Annotated in this window: 22 protein-coding genes and 1 tRNA gene; 6 read left to right on the forward strand and 17 right to left on the reverse strand. The window is 45.1% G+C overall.

Annotation, left to right across the window (positions count from 1 at the left end; genetic code table 11):
* Positions 1-87: 87 nt before the first annotated feature.
* The 4 genes from PHILAsVB114_RS06170 to nudC all read right to left on the reverse strand — a co-directional run bounded on the left by PHILAsVB114_RS06170 (position 88) and on the right by nudC (position 3,414).
* Positions 88-417, reverse strand: a complete 330-nt coding sequence (locus PHILAsVB114_RS06170; RefSeq protein WP_095698491.1) for a WhiB family transcriptional regulator — start codon at positions 415-417, stop codon at positions 88-90.
* Positions 418-539: 122 nt separating this feature from the next.
* The gene (locus PHILAsVB114_RS06965) at positions 540-722 is read right to left on the reverse strand and encodes a hypothetical protein (RefSeq protein WP_157906161.1); all 183 of its coding nucleotides are present in this window, start codon (positions 720-722) and stop codon (positions 540-542) included.
* Positions 723-808: 86 nt separating this feature from the next.
* A complete protein-coding gene (locus PHILAsVB114_RS06175; protein WP_095698492.1) occupies positions 809-2,485 on the reverse strand; it encodes an ATP-dependent helicase in 1,677 nt (558 codons plus the stop codon).
* Positions 2,476-3,414, reverse strand: coding sequence for an NAD(+) diphosphatase (nudC, locus tag PHILAsVB114_RS06180; RefSeq protein WP_095698493.1), 939 nt, complete (start codon positions 3,412-3,414; stop codon positions 2,476-2,478). Before nudC ends, PHILAsVB114_RS06175 begins: the two co-directional genes overlap by 10 nt.
* A gap of 28 nt (positions 3,415-3,442) precedes the next feature.
* Between nudC and PHILAsVB114_RS06185 the strand changes: the two genes are divergently transcribed.
* A complete protein-coding gene (locus PHILAsVB114_RS06185; RefSeq protein WP_095698695.1) occupies positions 3,443-4,240 on the forward strand; it encodes an endonuclease/exonuclease/phosphatase family protein in 798 nt (265 codons plus the stop codon).
* Here the strand turns inward: PHILAsVB114_RS06185 and PHILAsVB114_RS06190 are convergent.
* The 4 genes from PHILAsVB114_RS06190 to PHILAsVB114_RS06205 all read right to left on the reverse strand — a co-directional run bounded on the left by PHILAsVB114_RS06190 (position 4,221) and on the right by PHILAsVB114_RS06205 (position 14,100).
* Positions 4,221-7,418 (reverse strand): ATP-dependent helicase, encoded by a 3,198-nt coding sequence (locus PHILAsVB114_RS06190; protein WP_095698494.1) that lies wholly within the window; start codon positions 7,416-7,418, stop codon positions 4,221-4,223. The two genes, PHILAsVB114_RS06185 and PHILAsVB114_RS06190, sit on opposite strands and share 20 nt — an antisense overlap.
* Complete coding sequence (locus tag PHILAsVB114_RS06195; protein WP_095698495.1) at positions 7,415-10,537, reverse strand: ATP-dependent helicase; 3,123 nt, start codon at positions 10,535-10,537, stop codon at positions 7,415-7,417. The genes PHILAsVB114_RS06190 and PHILAsVB114_RS06195 overlap by 4 nt, the downstream gene beginning before the upstream one ends.
* A gap of 57 nt (positions 10,538-10,594) precedes the next feature.
* Positions 10,595-12,496: a translational GTPase TypA gene (gene typA / locus PHILAsVB114_RS06200; RefSeq protein ID WP_095698496.1), complete on the reverse strand. Its 1,902-nt coding sequence runs from the start codon at positions 12,494-12,496 to the stop codon at positions 10,595-10,597.
* Positions 12,497-12,615: 119 nt separating this feature from the next.
* On the reverse strand, positions 12,616-14,100 hold the full coding sequence (locus PHILAsVB114_RS06205; RefSeq protein WP_095698497.1) for a CoA-acylating methylmalonate-semialdehyde dehydrogenase: 1,485 nt from the start codon (positions 14,098-14,100) through the stop codon (positions 12,616-12,618).
* 62 nt (positions 14,101-14,162) lie between these two features.
* On the opposite strand from PHILAsVB114_RS06205, the gene PHILAsVB114_RS06210 reads away from it, so the two are divergent.
* Positions 14,163-15,512 carry an aspartate aminotransferase family protein gene (locus tag PHILAsVB114_RS06210; RefSeq protein ID WP_095698498.1) on the forward strand — a complete coding sequence of 450 codons (1,350 nt, stop codon included), beginning with the start codon at positions 14,163-14,165 and terminating at the stop codon, positions 15,510-15,512.
* A gap of 3 nt (positions 15,513-15,515) precedes the next feature.
* Here the strand turns inward: PHILAsVB114_RS06210 and ychF are convergent, their stop codons facing one another.
* Positions 15,516-16,589 (reverse strand): redox-regulated ATPase YchF, encoded by a 1,074-nt coding sequence (gene ychF, locus PHILAsVB114_RS06215; RefSeq protein WP_095698499.1) that lies wholly within the window; start codon positions 16,587-16,589, stop codon positions 15,516-15,518.
* A gap of 51 nt (positions 16,590-16,640) precedes the next feature.
* On the opposite strand from ychF, the gene PHILAsVB114_RS06220 reads away from it, so the two are divergent.
* The 3 genes from PHILAsVB114_RS06220 to PHILAsVB114_RS06230 are packed head-to-tail and all read left to right on the forward strand — an operon-like array spanning position 16,641 to position 18,458.
* Complete coding sequence (locus PHILAsVB114_RS06220; protein WP_157906162.1) at positions 16,641-17,798, forward strand: DNA recombination protein RmuC; 1,158 nt, start codon at positions 16,641-16,643, stop codon at positions 17,796-17,798.
* Positions 17,795-18,211: a hypothetical protein gene (locus tag PHILAsVB114_RS06225; RefSeq protein WP_095698501.1), complete on the forward strand. Its 417-nt coding sequence runs from the start codon at positions 17,795-17,797 to the stop codon at positions 18,209-18,211. The genes PHILAsVB114_RS06220 and PHILAsVB114_RS06225 overlap by 4 nt, the downstream gene beginning before the upstream one ends.
* 16 nt (positions 18,212-18,227) lie before the next feature.
* A complete protein-coding gene (locus PHILAsVB114_RS06230; RefSeq protein ID WP_095698502.1) occupies positions 18,228-18,458 on the forward strand; it encodes a hypothetical protein in 231 nt (76 codons plus the stop codon).
* Between the two features lie 2 nt (positions 18,459-18,460).
* Here the strand turns inward: PHILAsVB114_RS06230 and PHILAsVB114_RS06235 are convergent, their stop codons facing one another.
* The 5 genes from PHILAsVB114_RS06235 to PHILAsVB114_RS06255 form a co-directional block, all read right to left on the reverse strand.
* Entirely contained in the window at positions 18,461-19,612 is a 1,152-nt protein-coding gene (locus PHILAsVB114_RS06235; RefSeq protein ID WP_095698503.1) for a molybdopterin molybdotransferase MoeA, read from the reverse strand.
* Positions 19,609-19,833 carry a DUF6457 domain-containing protein gene (locus PHILAsVB114_RS06240; RefSeq protein WP_236850935.1) on the reverse strand — a complete coding sequence of 75 codons (225 nt, stop codon included), beginning with the start codon at positions 19,831-19,833 and terminating at the stop codon, positions 19,609-19,611. The genes PHILAsVB114_RS06235 and PHILAsVB114_RS06240 overlap by 4 nt, the downstream gene beginning before the upstream one ends.
* A 125-nt stretch (positions 19,834-19,958) precedes the next feature.
* Entirely contained in the window at positions 19,959-20,705 is a 747-nt protein-coding gene (locus PHILAsVB114_RS06245; protein ID WP_095698505.1) for an amino acid ABC transporter ATP-binding protein, read from the reverse strand.
* Positions 20,705-21,571, reverse strand: a complete 867-nt coding sequence (locus PHILAsVB114_RS06250; protein ID WP_095698506.1) for an amino acid ABC transporter permease — start codon at positions 21,569-21,571, stop codon at positions 20,705-20,707. The genes PHILAsVB114_RS06245 and PHILAsVB114_RS06250 overlap by 1 nt, the downstream gene beginning before the upstream one ends.
* 36 nt (positions 21,572-21,607) lie before the next feature.
* Positions 21,608-22,456 carry an ABC transporter substrate-binding protein gene (locus PHILAsVB114_RS06255; protein ID WP_095698507.1) on the reverse strand — a complete coding sequence of 283 codons (849 nt, stop codon included), beginning with the start codon at positions 22,454-22,456 and terminating at the stop codon, positions 21,608-21,610.
* Positions 22,457-22,670: 214 nt separating this feature from the next.
* Between PHILAsVB114_RS06255 and PHILAsVB114_RS06260 the strand changes: the two genes are divergently transcribed.
* On the forward strand, positions 22,671-23,156 hold the full coding sequence (locus PHILAsVB114_RS06260) for a phosphate-starvation-inducible PsiE family protein (RefSeq protein WP_095698508.1): 486 nt from the start codon (positions 22,671-22,673) through the stop codon (positions 23,154-23,156).
* 12 nt (positions 23,157-23,168) lie between these two features.
* Here the strand turns inward: PHILAsVB114_RS06260 and PHILAsVB114_RS06265 are convergent.
* From PHILAsVB114_RS06265 to PHILAsVB114_RS06275, 3 genes are all read right to left on the reverse strand, one after another.
* Positions 23,169-23,253, reverse strand: a tRNA-Tyr gene (locus PHILAsVB114_RS06265).
* Positions 23,254-23,292: 39 nt separating this feature from the next.
* Positions 23,293-23,811 (reverse strand): copper resistance CopC family protein, encoded by a 519-nt coding sequence (locus PHILAsVB114_RS06270; protein ID WP_095698509.1) that lies wholly within the window; start codon positions 23,809-23,811, stop codon positions 23,293-23,295.
* A complete protein-coding gene (locus PHILAsVB114_RS06275; protein ID WP_095698510.1) occupies positions 23,808-24,683 on the reverse strand; it encodes a CE1 family esterase in 876 nt (291 codons plus the stop codon). Before PHILAsVB114_RS06275 ends, PHILAsVB114_RS06270 begins: the two co-directional genes overlap by 4 nt.
* Positions 24,684-24,712 lie beyond the last annotated feature (29 nt).

The following is a 24,712-nucleotide window of genomic DNA, read 5'->3' on the forward strand; positions in this document are numbered from 1 at the left end:
AAATACCAAGGGATTGAACCCCTTCGAGCGTACTCACCACAAAGCAATGAGCGAGCGCTGAGGCTTTCTCAGCACCCGCTCATTACTCTATGCAGCGATACGTGGCCGTCCCGCTTTACGTTTACGTTCGATCACAACACCATCTTCAAATAATTCTCCGCCCCACACACCCACTGGTTCTTGGCGTGAGAGTGCACCGCTTAAACACTTTGCACGAACAGGACATTCACCGCAGAGTGCCTTGGCAGCCTTGATATCGGCTTCGGCTTCAGAGAAAAAAGTTTCCGGGTTGGCGCTGTGACATGGAAGCGCATAACCAATCGCGCTTTCATACGTTCCGGTGACATCGTTTAATCCGATCTTCTCCCCGGTTTCTGCCCATCCTGGTACTAGTAGTTCGCTGTAGAGAACGCTCATGGTTCTCACCTCTTCCCTCTCGTTGTTCTTCCTGTTAGTTGGTTTGTAGTTGGTTTACTGGTGGAAATGAAAAAGGGCCCGAATCCTTTGTGGATTCGAGGCCCTTGGTTGGCTGCTATCGGTTAGGCGATAGTGCCCCAAGTGGCCTCATCCACTGCGTAAAAAGCTGCGTAAAACGCTGGCTTTGTAGCAGTAGGCCAAGTTGTATAGCGCTTATTAGTCGCTGTACTTGGATGTGAATGGGCATGAGAAGTAGCGCTAACGCGTGAAGCGTTCACGTTATGAGTGCTTACGATTGTTGACATCGCGTGCTCCCTTTTCTCGTGTCCATCCATATTTTGGATGAAGTGCAAGGGTAAAGCATGGACCCGCGATGATGCAAATTAATTAATTACGAACTAGCCAGTAACCCAGATTCACGCAGGAATCGGCTTGGCTCACCGCGGTAACTCATGCGTAAATCCTTCTTCGCACGCGTGATTCCCACATAGAACAAGCGGCGCTCTTCATCGATAGCGCTCTGATTTTCTGGGCCTGTATTTCCTGATTCAAATGGCAATATCGATTCACTGACGCCAATTAAAAACACACGTTCCCACTCGAGGCCCTTTGCAGCATGCAACGTTGCCAAAGTCAGTACCGGCATTGTTGGTGGATTATTTTGTTGTACACGATCTTCAACTTCACGCAGATATGCACGTAGTGTCTTTGGTGCAAATGAATCATCAGCATCTAACTCACGCGCCAGGTGCAATAAACCCGCAATGCCATCGATGGTGGCGCCAGTTAAAAATGGTTGTGCCAACGTGCGCAGCTCATCGAGCCAATACACGCCTTCTGTTGGAATAACGGAAGCGGTGCGAACACCCTTAAGGAATTCGCGAACATCCATGCGATCAAAGAATCGCTCATTATTGCGCACTTGATACGGCAAGCCTGCGGCTGCAATCGCTTTTTCAATGGAGTTCAGTTGATTATTGGTGCGAGCCAAAATTGCGATCTCTTGTGCCGCGGCGCCTTCTGATAACAGCTCTCCAATATCTTTTACAACACCTGCAATCTCTGCTGACTCATCTTTATATGCTGCAATAGATGGTTTAGCGCCGTGATCATTTTGGGCGACTAACTCTTGCCCCATCGAAGCACTTCGCAAAACTGTATTGGCCATCAATGTAATCTCAGGAGTTGAGCGATATCCGCTGGTTAATCTAATTACTTCGGCATCTGGAAAACGTTGGGTGAAAGTATTTAAAAAGACCGGGGTTGCGCCAGCGAATGAATAAATAGTTTGGGCAGGGTCTCCCACAACACATAACTCTTGGCGACTGCCTAGCCATGCATTGATCACACGTTGTTGTAGCGGTGAAATATCTTGATACTCATCGATTGTGAAGTGGCGGTATTGATCTTGTACTCGCTCGCGCACTTCGCGCTCTTCTTCTAGCATCGCAGCAGTTAGCAACAAAACATCTTCAAAATCCATTGCGCGCTCTTGCTTCATCAAAGACATATAGGCGGTGTAAACCTGGGCGATTTGTTCTGGATTAATCCGTGGCTTTTGCGTGCGCTTTGATGCTTCATTTACATAATCTTCTGGCACAACTTGTGAAGATTTTGCCCACTCAATTTCAGATGCAATATCGCGCATTAGATCGCGAGATGTCACAGATAGGGCTCCTTGTAAATCTGCGCGTGTAATTGCTTGCGTAATAAAACCAGTCTTAGTTGTGAGCAAATCTGGGGCGCGACCGCCAAATACTTGTGGCCAAAAATAAAGTAATTGCTTAAGGGCGGCTGAGTGAATTGTTCTGGCAGCAACAGTTGGTACTCCCAATGTGCGAAGACGCATACGCATTTCACCTGCAGCGCGTGCGGTAAATGTCAGCGCTAAAACTTTTTGTGGATCCATCACTCCGATAGATGCTGCATAAGCAATGCGGTGTGTGATTGCTCTTGTTTTACCTGTTCCAGCACCTGCAATTACACAGACAGGGCCGCGGCTTGCGAGTGCAACAGCGCGTTGTTCATCATCTAAGGATGCGAGTATTTCTTCAGAATTTAGCGCCATGATTCGCCGCCGGTGAGTTTTTCTGCACCTGGCCCAAACCACATTGCAATCATCTTGCGTGCAACGCTAATTGTTGGTGGCAAAAGTAGCGAGCCATCGGCCACGGATGATTTAAGTTCAGCACGACTAAACCAGCGCACTTCTGTGATTTCAACTCCATCAGCTTTTGCTGTGCTTGGGTCATCCACAACTGCTGAAAATGCAATCATGATTGAAGCTGGAAATGGCCATGGTTGTGAACCAAGATATTTAATCTCATTTACTTTCACGCCAGATTCTTCAAAGACTTCACGTTCTACGCATTGCTCAAATGTTTCACCTGGTTCAAGAAAGCCAGCAAATGTTGAAAATCTTCCATCTGGCCAAATCGGTTGATGCCCCAGCAGAATTCGATCATCTTTATCTTTTACTAAAACAATAACTGCGCTATCAGTTCGTGGGTGATGCTGGCTCTGATCTTTAACGCACGCGCGCACAGATCCGCCCAAAGTTGATTTAGTTTCGGCTCCACACTTAGAACAGTGTGGGTGAGAGCGATGCCAATTTGAAAGTGCAGTTGCCTGCATCGAAATACCTAACTCGAACTCATCGAGGGTTCCACCTAATTCGCGCAGCGATGCCAAACCTTCGGTTGAAGTTTCACCTGCTGACAGACCGACTTCATCGCAATCCCAGGCGAAATATGCCACCTTGCTTGCAGTATCGATTCCAAGAAAATACTTATCGCCACTTGTAAAAACCTTTGATGCGATTAACTCTTCAACTTCGGTGGCGCTTAGAAAAAGTAGTGACTTTCCATCAGTAGCTAATTGCGAGTTTGAGACTCGAATAATTTTTGCGCTATTCCACAATCGATCAAGTGCTGCTTCATCACTTCGAAGTTCACTTGCCCGATCAAGTGGGGCGCTAATTGGTTTGAGCGTGCTCATAGGGGGGCAACGCTACTAGCCTGTGCGCATGAGGCTGACATCGTGGAATCTGCTGCATGCGATGGCCATCCCGCCTGGCAGCAAAGCCTCCCTGCCCAGCGCAATTAAGAAAATTGCCCCCGAAGTATTAGCGATGCAAGAAGTTGATCATTTCCTGCCCCGCAGTAATTCAGTAAATCAAGTACAAGAAATTGCGAAGGCAATGAAAGCTGTTGATTGGGCATTTGCTCCAGCAATCATAGGAACACCCGGAGAAAAATGGCGCGCACTCAAAGACAGCGATGAATCAATAATTACGGCGAAAAGTAAAGGAGAAGGTGGATACGGAATTGGGTTTGCTTCAACAATTCCCGTGACCGCATATGAGCGCATTGAACTTGGTCGCTCTCCTGTAGGCATGCCGCTGCTGGTTCCTGGTGGAGAAGATGGAAAAGGCAAACCACGTTTTATTTATGTTCAAGATGAACCACGTGTTGCACTCGTTGCCCACCTAGAAAATGGTTGGAGCATCATAAATACGCACCTCTCATTTGTGCCAGGATTTAATATTGCCCAGCTCAAGAAAATAAAACGGTGGGCAGAAAAATCTGCAGCACAAACAGGAAATAAAGTAGCAATCATTGGTGATCTAAATCTGCCTAAGGGCTTGCCTGTCGTTGGCTCGCAGTGGAAATCATTGATCACACAAAATACGTATCCAAGTTGGGGTGCAAAGATTCAATTTGATTACATCTTGGCTAAGGACAGTATTTCAAAGGTGAAGACGATTAAAACTACCGCAACAGGAATTAGTGATCACTTGCCAATTACTGTAGAGATTGAATAAGACCTACCAACGCAGCTTCATCGAGTAAATCTGCACGCTTATCAGTTACAGATGTTGGCACATAATGAAATGCTGCACTGACTTGAGAGACATCAATAGATTTTAATCGCGCCCATGCCAAGCGATACATAGCCAACTGAATTGCAGCCGATGCTCCAAATTGTTTTGAGCCAGTCTTCCAATCAACAACTTCAAAGCCATCTGGTGTTTCATAAACAGCATCGATTCGACCGCGCACGAGTACGCCAGCTATGACTGATTCAAAAGGAACTTCTATCGCGGCTGGTTTGCGCTGTGCATATTCGCTGGCAAGCCATGACTTCTTTAAATCTTCAAGTTTTCCATCTTCTTCAATTGGATCGAAGTAATCTAAGTACGAATCATCAAATAAAGTCATCGCTCCAAATTGTTTTTCAACCCATGCATGAAATTGTGTTCCGCGACGTGAATAAGGATCTTGTGAACGCGGGATTGGCCTGCGGATAGCAAGTGCCAGCGCTGCTGGATCTTCGTGTAATGCAACAAGTGTGGATGTTGAGATACGCGATGGCAGCGCCACTTCGATACTTGATGAAGCACGGTTTTTTACTTCTGCAATAAGTGCTTGCGCATCATGGACCCACGAATCCAAAGTTTCATCGCCACTTAAAGTTAGTGCATGCGCCTGTGATTTCTTTACTAGTGCCACGCCGGCATCAAATGCTTCACGACGATCACCCAATGGATCGCGTGGCCAATACGCGCTATCTGGATTTACTTCTATCGGATTGCGTACTCCGTCTTCTGGTGCACTCGCTTCGCTGAGTAATTCTCCACCACGTTTATCTGCAACTTCTGTGACGTGGGCGAATAATTCGCTGGGATCAACACTTCTAGAACCTTCGCGCCACCATGATGTTGTGCAGAGTAAATGCGTACGTGCACGAGTAACAGCGACATAACCAAGGCGTATCTCTTCTTGTTTCTTAATTGCTGCGCACGATTTTGCATAAGCAGTAATAACTTTGCCTGCTTCACTATCTTTTGTGCACTGTGCTAGTGAAAATACGGGCAGTTCGTCGCCATCTCCACGAAGAGCAAATGGTATTTGTCGCTCATTTGTAATCCAGTTATCTGGATCATTTGTATAAGTACTTGGAAATGTTCCTTCTGCTAATCCTGGAATTGCAACGAAATCCCACTCGGCACCCTTTGCAGTGTGAATGGTGAGAAGTTGAACAACATCGCTGCGCACTTCAGGCGCGCCAGATTTGAGTCCACCTTCTTTCTTTGATGTCACATCTAGCCACTCAATAAATGCTGAGATGCTGCCACCGCTTCGAGAAAACTTTGAGGCTTCATCTAAGAATCGCTCAAGGTGACGGCGACCATTTCGAGTGCCATCGCGCAATGAAACTTCGAGATCAAGGTTGAGATAGTTTTCGATCTCAGTAATCAAATCAATGATTGAGCCGCCTGCGCGCGAACGTAACCTGCGAAGATCTGTTGCAAAACGAGATAGACGAGTAAATCCAACTTCACTAAATAACGCACGGCTCTCTTTATCGCACTGTTCGATCTCATCTAGCGCGTCAATGAGAGAGCCAATAAAGAGATCATCTGCTTCGGCTGAATCAGGATTTCCTGCAGCGATTTTTGCAATAAAGGAGTGTGAATCTTCGTGACCAAGTTTTGCGCGCTTTCTGGAATATGCACCCAGTGCTGCAATATCTTTTGCACCGAGTGCCAACCTTGGGCCTGTTAGATGACGCATCAACGCTGTGCCAGCTTCTGGATCTGTTACAACTTTCATAAGTGATAAAACATCTGCAACTTCTGCTACATAAATTAGCCCACCAACACCGATAACTTCCACAGGAATACTTCGCGCACGAAGTGCACTCTCAATCATTGAAATTTGTGAGCGTTTACGAACTAAGACTGCAAAGGATGTTCGCTTATCTTCTTCAATGGCAATGCGCTCTGGTGCAAACCAGTGCTTGTGGAAATACTCAGCAATGCCTTGTGCTTCACCGTCGAGTGTTTCAAAGACTCCGTATGCGATTTCACCATCACCAGCGCTATCACGCGGACGAAGTGGATCGACACGTACGGATGAAGTAGAACGAATCTGATCTGAAATTGAGTTCGCAATTTCCAGAATCTTCTTATCATTTCTAAATGTAATTGAAAGATTAAATAACTCTGCGCCACTGTGGCCCGCGCTCTTTGGAAAATACTTAGCGAAGGTTCCAATAGTTCCAGCTGATGCACCGCGCCACGTGTAAATAGCCTGGCAAGGATCTCCAACTGCCATAACAGGATGGCCCTGTCCAAAGAGCGCCGAAAGCATGCGCACCTGGGATTGAGATGTATCTTGATACTCATCGAGTAATACAACTTTGTACTTTGCTCTTTCTAATTCGCACGCTTCAGGAAATCTTTCTGCAATGTCTGCTGCAATGGACATCTGATCATCAAAAGAGAGTTGTCCGTCATCACGGCGGCGCTTAAGAAACTCTTCCACCATTGGCAAAATCGCAATTCGTTGTTGTGCGATACGAACGACTTTTCGTACTTCTTCATTGCTGGTTCCACCGATTCGTTGCATCTCTGCCAACGTTTTTTCATCTTCAGCTCTAATTGATTCAAATGAAACTTGGTGTTCCAAAACTAGTTTGGCAAGCCCAATAACATCATCAATTACTGTGCTAACTGCGCTCTCATTTGTGAAGTTTTCATCAGGCCAATTACGGACAACATCGGATGCAATTTGCCACAGCGCAGCATCGCCCAATGGATCACTCGTTGCATCAATGCCTAAGCGAATAGCGTGCTCGCTCAGAATCCGTCCCGCATATGAGTGATAGGTAGTAATTGCTGTATCCAACGCTAAATCTTTATCTAGCAATCCAGCTTCTTTTAATTGGCGCAGGCGCTTTCGCACACGTATTGATAACTCACCGGCAGCTTTACGAGTAAAAGTTAATCCTAAAATTTCATCAGGGCGCACAATTTTGTTGGCAACTAACCACAACACTCGCGCACTCATTGTTTCTGTTTTTCCAGAACCCGCACCTGCGATGACAACTGCTGGTTCAAGGGGTGCACTAATAATTGCGATTTGCTCAGGCGTTGGGTCAGACACTTTTGAGTCAACGCTTCGAAGAGCTGCGGCTATTTCTAGTGGAGAAATCATTCGATCACCGTGCGCCCTTCTGCCTTAATTGGGCACGAACTCTTTACAGGACACTCTTTGCACCGTTTATTAGTTGCGGCAACAAATTGCGCCGCTCCCATTGATTGCGCGATGCCTTCAATCTGAGTCCGAGCTGCCTGAATATCTATTGGCTCTTGCTCGCGTGAAGAGATTTTCTGCACGTCATGTCCCAAATACACCAGCGCTGCTCCACTAGAAGTTGTGCTTGCGTGATGTGCCTTAAATCCACCTTCGGTGATTGCAATTTGATAACTCTTGAGTTGAAGATTCTCTTTCGCTTTTTCATAGGAAATAGGATCTTTGCTCGTCTTAAAATCAATAACAAATAGATTGCCTGCGGAATCAACTTCTAATCGGTCAACAGTTCCAATAATTCGAGCTTTTCCAACTGTGACATCAAATTTAAGTTCTACACCCACAACATCTCGCTCATGCTTGATGTGATATTTCATGAAACGAGAAATCATTGCAATCGCTTTATCTTGTGACCCTTTGCTTACCCATCCTTCTTGCGGGTCAATCAGGTTCCAGGAACTCTTAAGTTTTTCAACAAGAATTGATTCGGTGATTCCTTCTTCTTGGACCATTAATGCAGCAAATGCGTGAATCGCAGAACCTAATACTTGCGCGATGCTATCGCCATCGGTTCCACCGCTTTTTTCTAGGAACCATTTCATTCCACACTCTGTAAAGTTTTCAGCGCTACTAGGTGAAATTGGTACAGCCTTGCTTGGATCAATAATTGGTTCAGTAGTGCTTAATTGCGCAACACCCGTCCAACTCTGGGGATCTGCGCTATGAATTCCGGCATCACTTAATGCCTTAATAATTGATGCGGCACCATTAGCGCGCTCACCGGAAAGAGCCGAACGTAACTCAGCTACTAGCGCGGGCGTAGTAATTGGACGTGGCAGTGAGTATTGCTCAAGTTCTTCACTGGATTTATTAAGTATTGCTCCTGCAATTTCTTCAAAGAATTGCGATGGCTGATCATCTTCGTATGAAACACATGTAACAAATAATGAGTGTCGTGCGCGTGTGGTTGCAACATGTAATAAGCGACGTTCATCTTCTAAGAGTGCACCCGCTGCAATAACGTCGAGTTCAATGCGTGCAAGATTTCCATGACGTTCGCGTTCAACAAGTCTTTCAGCACCGAGCAGCGAACTGCGTTGACGTAAATTTGGCCATGAACCTTCTTGCAGACCAGCAACTGCAACAAGATCCCATTGGCGACCCTTTGCAGCATGGACTGTAAGTATTTCAACGCAATCAGGACGTTGACCTTGGGCGGTAATAACATCGCCAGCAATAATTTCGGCGCTTATTTCGCGGATAAATGCTTGAGCGCCCGATAGTGGAAATCTTTCTGAGAAACGTTGTGCGCTTTGAAAGAGTTGCATCATTGCATCGAGATCTCGATCTGCGGCCGCTCCACGATTGCCACCACGCAATGCAATCTCTTGCCACGCGGTACTAAGTTTTGCACCATCACTTGTTTGCGCGTTATCCCAAATAGCCCAAAGTAAATCTTCACCACGTGCATCTGCTTTTCTAGCAGCCACACGCGCTTTAGTTAGAAGTAAATTGATTCGAAGAATTGGTTCGGCGCCTTCAATAGAAATATCGCCAGTATCGACTGCTTCAATCAATAGTTGATTGCCCGTGCGCTTGTCATCATCGCCACGATTCGCCAACAGTGCTCTGCGAATTCGGCGAAGTGAAATAGCATCGGCTCCACCACATTCGCTCAGTAATAAGCGCTCAACATTTTCTGTATTGAGATTCTTGGATTTAATCGCAATTTCTGCGAGCAAAATAAATGGCGCAATACTTGCATTAGTTGCTAGCGCTTCGAGTTCACCTGCGACTGGAATGGAAATTTGTGCAAATGCTCTTCGTACCGCACTTGTCAGCGAACCAGGAGATCGAACAAGTACTGCCATCTGCGAATATGGCACACCATCGACTAGGTGAGCACGACGGAATTGATAAGCAATGTATTGAGCTTCTTCAGAGACAGATCGCAATCGCTCTATTGCAACATCACCTTCTGTTTTTTCATTAACGCATGAGCGTTGATGGGTCTGACCCGTAAGTCTGAAATTTGATGAAACACTCAAACCAACTGCGTGCGTTGCTTGAGCACTGCGAAAATCTTGATTCAAAATTACTTGTGTGCCATTTTGTTTAAGGTAATAATCAATTTCAGTACTCATGCCATCAGGGTCTGCGCCTCTGAAGCGACCGATTGCACTGTGAGCATCTCCGACAAGAACTAGATCTTGTGGTGCAAGCAAGCGTAACAATCGTCTTTGTGCCGGATCTGTTTCTTGAAACTCATCGACCATAATTGTCTTAAATCTGTTGCGAAGTTCTGAGAGCAGATCTGGATTGATTTCTAGATGTCTGATTGCACGAGATAAAAGTTCGGATGGATCAATGCGCAGTTTTGAATCCCCAGCAGATACTTCACGTAAGAACATTGCCCCGTTATATCTCTTCCAAAATTCTGCAGCGCCTTGCCAATATTTCTCACCATAACTCTTTGCATACTCTTCTAGTTTTTCTGGTGTTACTCCGCGCTCTGATGCACGCAAAATAAGATCTCGTAATTCACGAGCAAAGCCATGTGTTGATAACGCTAGATGTAAATCTTCTGGCCACTGTCGATAGCCATCCGTAATGTCACCTTCTAAGAGATCGCGGATAAAGCTCTCTTGTTCTGGCCCGGATAACAAAATTGGATCCGGATCATCAATATGGGACTTCATCTTAAGAATAGAAAATGCGAGTGAGTGAAATGTGCGCGCAAGTGGTTCATACATCGTGGCACTGGTTTGTAGTGCAATTGCATCGCGTAAATCTGATGCGCTTTCGCGGCCAAAGGTAATAAGCAGAATTGAATCTGGATTTTGTCCGTCATTTATTCGCGCAAGTGCTGAATGAATAAGCACTGTTGTTTTTCCTGTGCCGGGGGCACCTAGCGCAATGATTGGTGAGTTGCGATGTGTAACGACAGAACTTTGTTGAGATGAAAGCGTGATTGCAGGGGCAACAGAAATATTGCCGACCAGGGTTACTTTCGCTTTACTCACAGTGGTTATCTTGCCCGACCCGTGTGACAAAACCAGCCAAGAACGCGGCTGGTAGAACTAAGCGTTGAGGTTCGCCTTCTTTTGGCGTGATGTAGTGCGTGCACGTTCAGATCCATCGAGAACGACCTTACGAATTCGCACAACAGCTGGAGTTACTTCTACGCATTCATCTTCACGACAGAATTCGAGAGCACCTTCCATGTTGAGTTTCTTAGGTGGAATCAAACGCTCTGATTCATCTGTGCCTGATGCACGCATGTTTGTTAATTTCTTTTCGCGAACACAGTTAACGTCCATGTCATCGCTACGTGAATTCTCACCAATAACCATACCTTCATACACTTCATCGCCAGGTTCTACGAAAATAGTTCCGCGATCTTGTGTTCCATAAAGCGCGTATGACGTAACTGTTCCGAGACGATCTGAAACAAGGGAGCCCGTACCGCGTGTGCGGATATCTCCGTGCCATGCTTCGTAACCATCGAATACGTGGTGCAGTAAACCTGTACCGCGAGTTTCTGTTAAGAACTCAGTACGGAAACCAATAAGTCCACGTGAAGGAACTTTGTAATCCAGGCGAATCCAGCCAGTGCCGTGATTAACCATTTGTTCCATGCGGCCTTTGCGAAGTGCCATTAACTGAGTTAATACACCTAAATATTCTTCTGGAGCATCAATTGTCAAACGCTCCATAGGTTCGTGAACTTTGCCATCAATTTTCTTGATAACTACTTGTGGCTTGCCAACAGTTAATTCAAAACCTTCGCGCTTCATGATTTCAACTAGAACTGCGAGCTGAAGTTCTCCGCGTCCTTGTACTTCCCATGTATCTGGACGTTCTGTATTTAGAACGCGCAATGAAACGTTACCTACGAGTTCGGCATCTAAGCGACCCTTAACTTGGCGCGCTGTAAGTAGTTTCCCGCTCTTTCCAGCAAGTGGGGATGTGTTAATACCGATTGTCATAGAGATAGATGGTTCATCAACAATAATTGGTGGAAGTGCATGCGGATTATCTAGATCAGCAAGTGTCTCGCCCAATGTAATTGTTTCGATACCTGCAACAGCGATGATGTCACCAGGGTGTGCCTCAAGTGCAGGTACACGTTCTAACGCTTCAGTAATAAGTAACTCTGAAACTTTTACACGCTCTGATGTGCCATCTGCTTTCATCCACATAACTGATTGACCTTTTTTGATGACACCTTCGCGCACGCGACAGAGTGCAAGGCGACCAAGAAATGGTGAGGAGTCAAGGTTTGTTACGTGCGCTTGTAGTGGTGCACCTTCGTGATAAACAGGTGCTGGAATTGCAGTAAAGATTGTGTCGAATAAAACATCGAGGTTTTCTTCTTCTGGCATTCCACCATCTGCAGGACGCTTAAGGGACGCGCGACCTGCTTTTGCAGATGCATAAATAACTGGGAATTCGATTTGTTCTTCATTTGCATCAAGATCTAAGAATAATTCATACGCCTCATCGACTACTTCTGCGATACGTGAATCGGGGCGATCTACTTTATTAATAAGCAAGATAACTGGAAGGTTCTTTTCAAGTGCTTTGCGAAGTACGAAACGTGTTTGTGGAAGTGGGCCCTCTGAGGCATCGACGAGCAAAATAACGCCGTCAACCATTTCTAGTCCACGTTCTACTTCTCCACCGAAATCTGCGTGGCCTGGCGTATCAATAATGTTAACGATTGTGTCTCCGCGCTTAACAGCAGTGTTCTTAGCAAGAATCGTAATTCCCTTTTCGCGTTCTAGATCCATTGAATCCATCATGCGATCCTGGCTATCGTCTTGCTTCTTATAAGCCGCGAAAGCACCTGATTGCCACAACATGGCATCAACAAGAGTTGTCTTGCCGTGGTCTACGTGGGCGATGATTGCAACGTTGCGAAGATTCTCGCGCTTCTTTTGTGGCAGACCAGCTAAGTGCGCACTAGATGCTTTAGACATTGAAATTTCACTCCAGACGTATGTGCTCTGGAAGAACTTCACAGAACGTGCGAAGAATAGCAGTTGGGGTTGCAATCACTTAAATCGTAGGCAATTACGCCTTAAATAAGAGATTTAAATTACGTATTTTGTGGAAAACCTAAATTAATTCCACCATGACTTGGATCAAGCCATCTGCTTGTCACAACTTTGCCACGAGTGAAGAAATGCACGCCTTCTGTGCCATGTGCATGGCTGTCACCGAATAATGAATTCTTCCATCCGCCAAATGAGTAATACGCCATTGGCACAGGAATTGGAACGTTAATGCCAACCATTCCCACTTCAACTTCATTTTGATAACGACGAGCTGCGCCACCATCATTTGTAAAGATTGCAGTTCCGTTTCCGTATTGGTGTGAGTTAACAAGTGCCAGTGCTTCGTCATATGATTTAACGCGAATTACACTAAGAACTGGACCGAAAATTTCATCCGTATAGATAGACATCTTTGGTGTTACGTGATCAAAAAGTGTTGGCCCAAGCCAGAAACCATTACCGCCAGGGTTAACGCTGCGACCATCGACAACAATTGTGGCGCCTTCTTTTTCACCTGCATCAACGTATGAAGCAACTTTGTCACGGTGTACTTGTGTGACAAGTGGGCCCATGTCCGCGCCCTTTGTGCCATCGCCAGTTTTTAACTTAACTGCGCGCTCTTTAATCTTTGCAACTAACGCGTCTGCAACTGGTTCAACAACAACCAGTGCTGAGATTGCCATGCAGCGTTCGCCTGCAGAACCAAAGCCTGCGTTAATTGCCGCATCCGCTGCTAAATCTAAATCAGCATCTGGCAGAACAACCATGTGATTCTTTGCTCCACCAAGTGCTTGAACACGCTTGCCAGATTTTGTTCCGGTTTCATAAACATATTTTGCAATTGGAGTTGAACCAACGAATGAAACTGATTTGATTCCTGGATGCGTCAAGATTGCATCGACAACTTCCTTGTCGCCATGAACAACGTTAAATACGCCATCTGGCAATCCTGCTTCTTTCCATAATTGCGCCATGAACATCGCAGCACTTGGATCTTTTTCTGATGGCTTAACGATGACTGTGTTTCCGCAAGCAATAGCAACTGGGAAGAACCACATCGGAACCATTGCTGGAAAGTTAAATGGAGAAATAATCGCAACTGGTCCAAGTGCTTGGCGGATTGAATACACATCCACGCCAGTTGAAACTTCTTCTGAGAATCCGCCCTTTAGTAGGTGTGGAATTCCGCAAGCGAATTCAACAACTTCAAGTCCGCGCGTTACTTCACCGGCAGCATCGCTGAGAACTTTTCCATGCTCGGAAGTAATGAGAGCAGCAATTTTTTCTTTGTTTGTATTAACTAATTCGCGAAATGCGAATAAAACATTAACGCGCTTAGTGAGCGAACTATGGCGCCATTCTGCAAATGCGTCCGTTGCAGACTTAACTGCAGCGTCAACTGTTGCAGCGGTGCCGAATGCAACTTTCTTAGAAACCTCGCCAGTTGCAGGATTAAAAATATCCCCGTGACGTTTTGCCGAGTCGTCGAAAGTTTTTCCGTTTATCCAATGGGTAATTTCGCTCATAGACGCACACTATCTGAGAGCATTATGCTTACGCTATTCAGTGTTGAAGGGAAGTCTTTTTCGTGTCAAACCCACAGGCAGATCCAAAAAAAGGTGCTGCAGTAACGGCAGCCGACCACTCTTTTGTTTTTCACTCATGGTCAGCCCAAGGTCAAATTAAACCTCTTCCTGTGGCCGGCAGTTCTGGTTCACGTTTTTGGGATTACGAAGGCAAAACTTATTTAGATTTTTCTTCACAACTTGTCTTTACAAATATTGGTCACCAACATCCAAAAGTTGTTAAAGCAATTCAAGATCAAGCGGCAACACTGACTGCCCTTGCTCCACAGCATTCAAATGATGCGCGCAATGAAGCAGCCCAAAGAATTGTTGAATTAGCTGGTGGACATTTTAAGAAAGTTTTCTTCACCAATGGTGGAGCAGATGCTGTCGAAAATGCCATCCGCATGGCGCGCTTGCACACAAATAAGCACAAGGTTTTTTCAACATATCGTTCGTATCACGGCAACACTGGCTCATCAATTAACGCAACTGGTGACCCACGTCGTTTCCCAAATGAATATAGCTATGGTCACGTTCACTTCTGGGGTCCATATCTTTATCGCTCAGCATTTCTTTCAACAACGGAAGAAGAAGAGTGCGAACGCGCACTTGCTCACTTAGAACAGATGATTATTTTCGAAGGCCCCAACACAGTTGGAGCAATTTTGCTTGAATCAGTTGGCGGAACTGCTGGTGTATTAGTTCCACCTAAGGGATATCTCGAAGGAGTTCGCGCGCTTTGCGATAAGTACAAGATCATGTGGATTGCTGATGAAGTGATGTCAGGCTTTGGTCGCACAGGTAAGTGGTTTGCATATCAAAACTCAGCCGCTATTCCTGACTTAATCACATTCGCTAAAGGTGTGACATCTGGGTATGTCCCACTCGGTGGAGTAGTTATCTCAGAGGCGATCTCAAATACATTTAATGACCGCGCATTTCCTGGTGGACTTACTTATTCAGGACACCCACTTGCTTGCGCCACAGCGGTTGCAACTATCGATGTCATGAAAGAAGAAAAGATGCTTGAAAACGCCACCATGATTGGTGAGAAAGTTTTCGCTCCTGGACTTGTTGAATTAGCAAAGAAACACAAAGTTATTGGCGATGTTCGCGGTGGCGGTGTTTTCTGGGGAATCGATATCGTTACAAGTCGAACAACTCGAAATCCAATGGCTGCATACGGTGGAACAAGTCCTGAAATGAATGAACTTGTTGCTGCATGTAAAGCTGCAGGTTTAATGCCATTTAATAACTTCAACCGAATTCACTTGTGTCCACCGTGCAATATCTCAGTAGAAGATGCCAAGTTGGGTCTAGAGATGTTTGATAAAGCGCTCGAATCAGTTGCTAAATATTACAAAGAGTAAAAACTAAACGTTAAAGCGGAACTCGACTACGTCCCCGTCCGCCATTACGTAATCTTTGCCTTCCATTCGAACTTTGCCCTTTGACTTTGCATCTGCCACAGAACCAGCTTCGAGCAGATCATCAAATGAAACGATTTCGGCTTTAATAAATCCTTTTTGAAAATCAGTGTGAATAACTCCTGCAGCCATTGGCGCAGTGTCACCGTTATGAATTGTCCATGCACGAGTCTCTTTTGGCCCGGCAGTTAAATACGTTTGCAAGCCCAGTGTTTTAAATCCAACGCGAGCAAGTGTTGCAAGGCCTGGTTCGGTTAAACCAATTGATTGCAGCAATTCGAGTGCATCTTCATCGCTGAGTTCTACAAGTTCAGACTCTGTCTTTGCATCCAGGAAAATTGCTTCAGCCGGTGCGACAAGTGCTGCTAACTTTTTCTTAAGTTCTTCATCACCGAGTTCGGCGGCATCTACGTTAAAGACATACAAGAATGGTTTTGCTGTAAGTAAGTGCAACTCTTTGAGTTCTGGTAAATCTATTTTGCTAGAAGATAATGGCTTTCCACTTTGTAGATGTGCTTCAGCCGCCTTCATTGCATCCAACACACTCTGGCGTTCTTTATTTACACGCGCTTCTTTTTCAATACGTGGCAGCGCTTTTTCAAGTGTCTGTAAATCTGCGAGCGCTAATTCAGTGTTAATGGTTTCCATATCACTTGCTGGATCGATTTTTCCATCAACGTGAACTACATCGCCGTCATTAAAGACTCGAATAACTTGGCAGATTGCATCTGTTTCGCGGATGTTTGCTAAGAACTTGTTTCCAAGGCCCGCACCTTCTGATGCGCCTTTAACAATTCCGGCGATATCTACAAATGAGAGTGCTGCTGGAAGAATTTTTTCTGAGCCATAAATCTTTGCAAGCTTTGGCAAACGATCATCTGGAACACCGACAACTCCGACGTTTGGTTCGATTGTGGCAAAGGGATAGTTAGCGGCAAGAACATTGTTCTTAGTCAACGCATTAAAAAGGGTGGACTTGCCCACATTTGGCAGACCGACGATTCCGATTGAGAGGCTCACGAGGAGTAGAGCCTACGCGCCTTCGTCAGTGGTTACTGCCACGATATGCCCATGCAAGCATCAACCGTGACCCTTCTCATTGGCCTTGCCATCGGTATCGCCCTTGGCTTTGTTATCGCCACCCTTAAATCTCGGGCAGCCAATGCCAACGCACTTGGTGCACAGGCACAAGTAAAGATGCTCACCGAACAATTATCTGCGGCGCAAACTCAACAAAATAACACCGTGAGACTAGATGAAGTTCTCAGCGATGTTAAGGCGCGCATGAATACATTAACAACGCAGTCACAAGAGGCTGAGAACAAAAGATTTGCCGCCGAATCTGCAATTAAAACTCAGATCGAATCTATGCGTGTGGGTAATCAATCTTTACTTGAGCAAGCAACCAAACTTGCCGGGGCTCTTTCTAATTCGCAGACTCGCGGAAAATTAGGGGAAACGCAATTAGAAATTCTCCTAGAAAGTGCTGGCCTCATCGAAGGCGTTCACTTTGAACGACAAGAGTCATCACGTTCTGATTCAGCAGATGTTTCTCGTCCCGACATCACGATCGCAATTCCTGGTGGCAGCCAGATATTTATCGATTCGAAGTTTCCATTTCATCGCTTCCTAGAAGCAGTGGATATGGAAGATCCTGATGCGCGTAGCGAAGCTATGGCTTTGCACGCAAAAGATTTACTTAAGCACGTTGATGCACTTGCAAAGCGTGACTATCAAGGAGTCTCTAACTCCCCTGACTTTGTTGTGCTCTTCGCACCCTTTGAATCAATTCTCTCTGAATCCTTAAAGGCTGATCCACAACTACTTGAAAAAGCATTTTCAAAGCACGTGACCATTGCGACACCGACAACTATGTTGGCTCTGCTTCGCACAGTTGGATACGCGTTTAGTCGAAATGATTTGGCTCGAAATGCCAGCGAGATTCAAAACTTAGCGGGCGAATTACTCAAGCGAATTGGCTCACTCCATAGCAAGCTCTCTACTTTGGGTGATCGCATTAAAAGCGCCGAGCGTGCCTTTAACGATGTCATTGCTACTGCTGAAACAACTGTGATGCGACCAGCGCGCAAGATGATGCAACTAGGAGTATCTAGCGGAAGCAATAAGATTGCGGCTCTGGCAGATGTTGATGATGAAGTTCGCGCCATTAAATCTTCAGCACTAGAAATTGATTACATTGACGCAGAAGAGGATGAAGAGCAAGTATGAGCACAGAAGCACCAAACAGAGTTGCAATAACTGGTCCTGGATTAAAAAAGCAAGGTGTTGTTGTATTACAAACCTTATTTATCGCCCTCTTCACACTCCTTGAACTCTGGATCCGAAGCGGTGTCGGAATCGTTACAGGTGTAGTTCTCTGTCTTGCTGTCTTCGGTGGTGTTCGCCTTGGGCGCGCTGGCACACGTTATGTCAGCGTTGTCACTCCACCCTTAGCTTTTGCCGGCACAATTTTGGTAAGCGTGATTCTTTCTGGGGGCTTCAAAATTAGTCAAATAGGTATCGACTTTATTGCAGCCCTTGCCAGCGTCGCACCTTACTTAATCATTAGTGCGCTCTATGGATGGTTTATGTATTTCAATGAGAAGGCAAAGTCGCGTCCATCTCGTAAATCAGCTGCATAAGTACTACATTAAAAACATGCCTAAATTTCTAGTTGGAGTTGCACTCGCACTTGCTCTTAGTTTTGCACCAATAGCTCAGGCACAAGCATTTCAGCACTCAATAACAATACTTTCCGAAGATGAAGAAGGACCAGAAAATCCAGAGCACCTTGATCACGATAGTGATGACATTCAATTCGTTATCTTGGGTGTTGTTATTGGCTTAGGTATTGCAGGTGTAATTATCTATCGTCGCTTCAAGAAATAAAGTTAAGGTAGCGGTAACCAGGCGACCATCTCGCCTTCTTCCATAGATTTTTCCGCCACAGCAAAGCCAGTTGAGTGTGCAAGTCCGCGCAACATTGCAGATCCTAAATATTCGCCCATTTCAAACCAACCATCGACAATATTTCCTAAGACTAAACGTGTGAAACCTTCTGGAACATTAATATCATCGCCTGTAACAATCTGATGAAGCTCTGCTTCTTTGCGGCCCATCAGTGCATCAATTACTGGTTGGCCAAGAGTTAGAAGCGCAACAATTGCTGATTGCGGATTACCAGGTAAGCCAACAAAAGGTACTTTGTTTATGTGTGCCAAAACCATTGGGTGTCCTGGGCGCACTTTCACACGATCAATAATTAGTTCGCCTTTGAGCGCAGCAATCGCAGCGCGCACGTGATCGCGTGGTCCATCTGCTGTGCCAGCAGTTGTAAAGACAACGTCGCTGTTTTTTGCAGCAGCTGCAAATGCTTTGGTCACAAGATCTAGCTCATCTGAAACATAATGAGTTGCAATAACTTCAACACCTAGTTTGTGCAACCATCCAGGCAACTGTGGTCCAAGCGCATCACGAACTAATCCATCATGGGGTAATCCATCTAAAACAATTTCATCACCGAGTAAAATAATTGTGGCTTTAGGTATGCGAACTACTTCAAGTAAGTCGTGTCCCGCAGCTGCTAATAAACCAATTAATCCTGGATTAAGAACTGTTCCAGCCGTTGCTAGGACTTCACCCTTATTGCTTTCAAGCCCAGCGGGGCGAATCTCTTGTCCTTCTTTTACTTCGCCATTTAAATTATCGCCATCAACAGTTGCAATTTCCCAACGAATTATTCCGAATGTTTTATCAGGGATAACCGCACCCGTTGCAATTTTGACGGCAGTGCCTTCTTTGAGGCCGCCTTTCATAGGCGCACCGGCTTTTACTTCACCAACAATTCTCCATGGCCCTTTGCCACACACTGCATATCCATCCATTGCAGATGTTGGATATGTTGGAAGTTCTACGAGTGCAATAGCATCGGTTGCAAGTGTGCGATCAACACATAGATTTAAGCTTATTTTTTCTGAAGGTAATTTCTTCCAAAAACTGTAGGCCTCAACTCTTGCTTGTTCCCAGTGAGCTTCTTGAATCATGTGGTGCTTGGCCAGCCCTTTGCTAACTTCTCAATCTTTGCTGCAACATCTGCTGGGTTTGCGCCATGTGCTACAGCTACTCCCATTAAATATGTTGTAACCGGAGCAGCTTTACGTTCTGTGGCATGTGCAGCTTCACGGGCTACATCTAAAATTGCATCGTTATCAAATGAAACGTCCAAGCCAAGTTCTTTTTGTACTGCTGCAATCCAGTCGTTCATCGAGGACACGTGCAGCGATTTTGTTCAGGAACATCAAAGAGAGCTTCTTCAATATGTTCACCACAACCTGACCACGTTGGTTTTTTGCAACTACTACACATTACTTGTGAACACATAGCTACAGTCTACAATCTTCCGGCTTGATGCACGCGCTTTAAAAACTCTTGAGTCTTCGGATTCGTTGGATTGCGAAGAACTGCCTCAGCGCTACCTCTTTCAAGAATGTTTCCTGATTCTAGGAAGCAGACCTCATCGGCAACTTGAGTAGCAAATCCCATTTCATGCGTTGCAAGAACCATTGTCATTCCATCATGCTTAAGGTCACGAACAATGCTGAGAACTTCATTAACAAGTACTGGATCAAGTGCGGATGTGATTTCATCGAGCAATAAGAGACGTGGATTAACAGCCAAAGACCGAATGATTGCCACGCGCTGTTGTTGTCCACCAGATAAACGATCTGGGTATTGATCTGCTTTATCGGCTAAATCAAAGCGAGTAAGCAGTGCCTTAGCGGCGCTACGCGCTTCTTCAACAGATTTGCCTTGGACTTTCACAGGAGCAAGTGTGATGTTTTCTAAAACTGTTTTGTGAGGAAATAGGTTAAAAGATTGAAAGACCATTCCCAGTTTGCGTCGTACATCATCAACATTAATGAGTGGATCAGAAATCTCTTTTCCATCAAGCAGAATCTGTCCATCATCGATTGTTTCGAGCAAATTAATGCAGCGCAGCAAGGTTGATTTACCAGAACCAGATGCACCGATTAAAACTGTGGCTGTGTGTTCGGGAACTACAAGTGAGAGGTTATTCAGGACAACTTCTTCACCAAAAGATTTACGAACGTCTTTTAGCTCTAGGACATAGCTCATTAGATTGCACCTTCTGAGCTCTGTGCATTTGTGCGCTGTCTAATCGCTCTATCTGTATAACGAGTCATCGGAATTGTGATGAGCAAGAACAAGATTGCAGCCACAACATATGGCGTGTAATTAAATGTTCGGCTTGCATTAATTTGCGCCGCACGTACCGCATCAGTCACGCCAAGAATTGAAACAAGACCAGTGTCTTTAAGCAGCGATACAAAGTCATTGAGAAGTGGCGGGACAACTCGTCTAATTGCCTGAGGCAAAACCACATAACGCATTGTTTGACCTGAAGACAGACCGAGTGATCGCGCAGCTGCTCTCTGACTTGGATGAATAGAAAGAATTCCACTTCGAATAACTTCGGCAACGTATGCAGAATAAGTCAGCACAACTGCCACTGTTCCCAGGAAAATTACATTGCTAGAAATTCCTTTTAGTCCAAGTGCTGGAACACCAAAGCCAACAAGTAAAATAATCAAGATAAGTGGGGCACCGCGGAAAATGTCGACGTAGGCGGTTGCTAAAAATCTAAATGGAGTAAGCGTTGGTGACTTTGTTGTGCGCAATAGGGCCAGGCCCAATGCAATGACACCGATGGCAGCGCCACCAATAAAAGTAAGTTGAAGGTTGATCCATAAGCCTTGTAATACCTTTGGAAGTACTTCTTTGCCATATTCAATATCAAAAAAAGTACTTTTTACTGTCTGCCAGCCAGGAGAAGTCACAAGAACGAGTGCAAGTGTTCCTAGAACAAACAAAGAAGAGAGCGCAGCAATAAGGACTTGCTTGCGGTTAATTGCCCGACGCGATCCTTGACGCTCTAATTCACGTGAGCTTGGCGACCACGCAGAGTTTTTTCTCTCTGTCATGGTCGCCAAACTACCGTGTTTACTTCTGGTTATTACTTATGGCTTTAATACTGGCGCGCCAGCATCAGTTGCAAGCCACTTATCAGTGATTGCAGCCAGTGTTCCATCAGTTGTGATTGCATCAACTGCTCCAGAAACACAAGAGGTCAACTTGCTGCCCTTTGTTAGCAAGAGACCAAATTGATCTCCGCTTCCAGTAGAAGGAAGTTGGCCGACGATTAGACCATTTGGAACTTCAACACCAGATAGGTAGAAAGCTGTTGGAAGATCAACAACTAATCCGTCAATCTGCTTATTCTTCAATGCTGATACACCTGCTGCGTTGTCATTGAATACCTGTGGCTTTGCACCAATCTGGTTTTCAATTGCATCAAGTGATGTTGTTCCAACTGCGGCTCCAAGCTTGGCACCCTTGAGGTCTGCAAGTGAAGTCTTTCCATCAATCTTGCTTCCCTTGAAGGAAACGATTGCTTGTGGCGCTGTGTAGTAAGGAGATGAGAAATCAACAGCAGTCTTGCGCTCATCTGTAATTGAGAATTGCTGCAAGTTAAAGTCGAAGTTCTTTTCTCCTGGTGTTACAGCGGAATCAAATGTTGTGCGAACCCATACAACTTCTTCATTTGTAAATCCGAGTTGTGTTGCAACTGCGTATGCAACTGCGCCTTCGAAGCCTTCGCCAGATTCTGGCTTGTCATCGATAACCCATGGGTAGTAAGCAGGCTCACCAGTTGCGATAGTTAATTTACCTGCTGTAACTGTTGCAAGATCAGCCTTTGCACATGATGCTGCTGTTTCAGTTGTCGCAGAGTCAGATGATGAACATCCTGTAAGTGTTAGTGCTGCAGCAATTACTACAGCTGAAAAAATTCCAAAACGCTTTTTCACAAGTTCTCCTCTTAGGTGGATTGTTATAAGCGAAGAATATAAAGATGAGTTATTAATGTCTACACGCGAGTTATGTGCAAAAGGCCACGCTGCGCTGAGGGCTGCGCGCCATCTGGGGCAGGTCCAGGCAATAATTGCACGGCATTTTGCCCTAAATATTGCGCGAGTTTAATGAGGCACTTACCCTTGAGCATATCTAGTGAGGGCGGTCGATATGAAGTACAAATCAGTCAAGGGTTTATTGACAAAAGATGAGTCACTTATCCCTGTAACTTTCATCGATAAACTTGAAGATATTTTGCACGGGTTTCTTGGAATTCTTTTATTTATTATTTCCATCTTGGCTGCTGGTTACACCCTGCAACGCCTAATTGAAACCCGTCCATTCTTTCCACTAGGGATGATCCAAGGAATCAATGACATTCTCTTTGTGATCATCATTCTAGAAATTATGAGAACGGTAATCGTTAGATTTACCGATGGTATTTTTCAACTAGATAACTTCTTAATTATCGGAGTTATCGCAGCGGTTCGACACATTCTGACAGTTGGTGCATCACTAACAATGGAAAAAGAAAAGACTGAAGAATATTTCAACCGGGCACTAACAGAAATGGGTGTTAACACTGGAATCGTGCTAGCCCTTGTCTTTGCATTATTTTTATCTCGCGCAGCTCGTAAGTCTGGCACCTCTAAATAAAGTTCTTCTTACTGGTGGCGGGTGAAGGATTTGAACCTTCGAAGGCAGAGCCGGGGGATTTACAGTCCCCTCCCATTGGCCGCTCGGGCAACCCGCCAAGGTCGAACGTTTTACGGCGGGTGAAGATTACCTCAAATTAATCGGTAGAGGTAATTCGTCGCTTTCGTGAGCGAATAGCCAACCCAATTAAGAGCACTATTGCGCCACCAAGGATTATTGTGACAAGAGTGACTAGAAGATTTGATCCAGATTCTGGTTCTGCTGCATTTTCATTCTGCGTTATTGGAACTATCGCTTCACTTAAATTAAATGTGAAACTTCCATTAAGTACGTGACCATCAGCCGATGCAACTCGATACTTCACTTGGAATTGCCCAGTTTCTGAAGTTGTATTGAGCAAGCGAGTAATTACTGCGCCTTCCGTGCTCGTTTCCCCCATACCAATGTCTTCACCACTTGGGGTCATAATCGAAATAGAGTTTCCGGTACCTAAATTCAACAATTCCTCATTAAATTCAAGTTCTATCTGTTCTGGTAATTGTTGGATATTTGCTGCAGAACTTGGGTTAGATGAAACTAATTCTGAGTGAGCAAGAGCGGGTGGCATTAGAAAACTCAAAAGGGTTACAAGGGATAAAACAAGTATTTTTCTCATGCGCTTTTCTTTGGTCGACTCAGTAGGAAAGTTATAACGCTTTCTGCAAAGGTAGCAGAGAGCTCGGGCGAGTGTTTACCTTTATTTATGGTCCACATTTCAGAGGTAGCACTTGTTTTACACCCTTTGTATCTAAGGACTGTTGTTTCTGCTCCAGCTAATTTTCGATCTAAATCAAGTCGTGGAAGCACGCGGTAAGGTTTTTTACCGCATTCATTTAATTTGCCCCAAAGATCAATTGTTTTTCTAGCAGAAGGATATGCGCTGCCAAATAAGTATCCACCTGTGTATGTAATAACAGCGTCATTGCTACCGTGGATTTGTAAGACGCTCACAGGAGAAGTTGGTCTACAACTCTTTGGATTTGAATATGTCATCCCTGCCAAACTAACAATTGCAGCTATTCGATCTGATTGATTACACGCCATTCGATGAGCCATGAATCCACCATTTGAATGCCCAATAATGTAAACACGAGCAGGGTCTACCGCGTGATCTTTGGAAACTGAATCAATAATGCTCAACAAATACGCTTCGTCATCGACTGTGCTCGAATCAAAGTTACAACAAGCAGGTGTTGCATTCCAGAAAAGATATCCATTGGAATCTTTGCTGCCACTTGGATAGACAGTCAAAATTCCTTTTTGATCCGCCACTTTGCTTAGTTGGAAATAACTATCGGCATATGGAGTATTTGCTGTGTATCCATGAAGAGCAATGAGTAAAGGAGCAGGGGTACCAGCCTGATAATTGCTTGGTAAAACTAAAGTAAATGGTCGATCTCCAGAATAAACAACATCGGCTGCCTGTGATTGTGAAATCGGGAGAACACTGAGCACTAAGAGTAAGAGGCACAGACGTACTCGAAACATGGTGAAAATCTAGTCTACGAATGCAAGAA

This window comes from Candidatus Planktophila limnetica, assembly GCF_002288365.1.
In the GTDB taxonomy this organism is placed as follows: domain Bacteria; phylum Actinomycetota; class Actinomycetes; order Nanopelagicales; family Nanopelagicaceae; genus Planktophila; species Planktophila limnetica.

Bases quoted from the DNA above. Each gene is read 5' to 3' on its own strand.
- PHILAsVB114_RS06175 (WP_095698492.1), bottom strand. From the start codon at position 2,485: ATGGCGCTAAATTCTGAAGAAATACTCGCATCCTTAGATGATGAACAA.
- PHILAsVB114_RS06170 (WP_095698491.1), bottom strand. From the start codon at position 417: ATGAGCGTTCTCTACAGCGAACTACTAGTACCAGGATGGGCAGAAACC.
- PHILAsVB114_RS06225 (WP_095698501.1), top strand. From the start codon at position 17,795: ATGAGCACAGAAGCACCAAACAGAGTTGCAATAACTGGTCCTGGATTA.
- typA (WP_095698496.1), bottom strand. From the start codon at position 12,496: ATGTCTAAAGCATCTAGTGCGCACTTAGCTGGTCTGCCACAAAAGAAG.
- PHILAsVB114_RS06205 (WP_095698497.1), bottom strand. From the start codon at position 14,100: ATGAGCGAAATTACCCATTGGATAAACGGAAAAACTTTCGACGACTCG.
- PHILAsVB114_RS06235 (WP_095698503.1), bottom strand. From the start codon at position 19,612: ATGATTCAAGAAGCTCACTGGGAACAAGCAAGAGTTGAGGCCTACAGT.
- PHILAsVB114_RS06270 (WP_095698509.1), bottom strand. From the start codon at position 23,811: ATGAGAAAAATACTTGTTTTATCCCTTGTAACCCTTTTGAGTTTTCTA.
- nudC (WP_095698493.1), bottom strand. From the start codon at position 3,414: ATGAGCACGCTCAAACCAATTAGCGCCCCACTTGATCGGGCAAGTGAA.
- PHILAsVB114_RS06220 (WP_157906162.1), top strand. From the start codon at position 16,641: ATGCAAGCATCAACCGTGACCCTTCTCATTGGCCTTGCCATCGGTATC.
- PHILAsVB114_RS06260 (WP_095698508.1), top strand. From the start codon at position 22,671: ATGAAGTACAAATCAGTCAAGGGTTTATTGACAAAAGATGAGTCACTT.
- PHILAsVB114_RS06240 (WP_236850935.1), bottom strand. From the start codon at position 19,833: ATGAACGACTGGATTGCAGCAGTACAAAAAGAACTTGGCTTGGACGTT.
- PHILAsVB114_RS06250 (WP_095698506.1), bottom strand. From the start codon at position 21,571: ATGACAGAGAGAAAAAACTCTGCGTGGTCGCCAAGCTCACGTGAATTA.
- PHILAsVB114_RS06245 (WP_095698505.1), bottom strand. From the start codon at position 20,705: ATGAGCTATGTCCTAGAGCTAAAAGACGTTCGTAAATCTTTTGGTGAA.
- PHILAsVB114_RS06275 (WP_095698510.1), bottom strand. From the start codon at position 24,683: ATGTTTCGAGTACGTCTGTGCCTCTTACTCTTAGTGCTCAGTGTTCTC.
- PHILAsVB114_RS06965 (WP_157906161.1), bottom strand. From the start codon at position 722: ATGTCAACAATCGTAAGCACTCATAACGTGAACGCTTCACGCGTTAGC.
- PHILAsVB114_RS06190 (WP_095698494.1), bottom strand. From the start codon at position 7,418: ATGATTTCTCCACTAGAAATAGCCGCAGCTCTTCGAAGCGTTGACTCA.
- PHILAsVB114_RS06185 (WP_095698695.1), top strand. From the start codon at position 3,443: ATGAGGCTGACATCGTGGAATCTGCTGCATGCGATGGCCATCCCGCCT.
- PHILAsVB114_RS06230 (WP_095698502.1), top strand. From the start codon at position 18,228: ATGCCTAAATTTCTAGTTGGAGTTGCACTCGCACTTGCTCTTAGTTTT.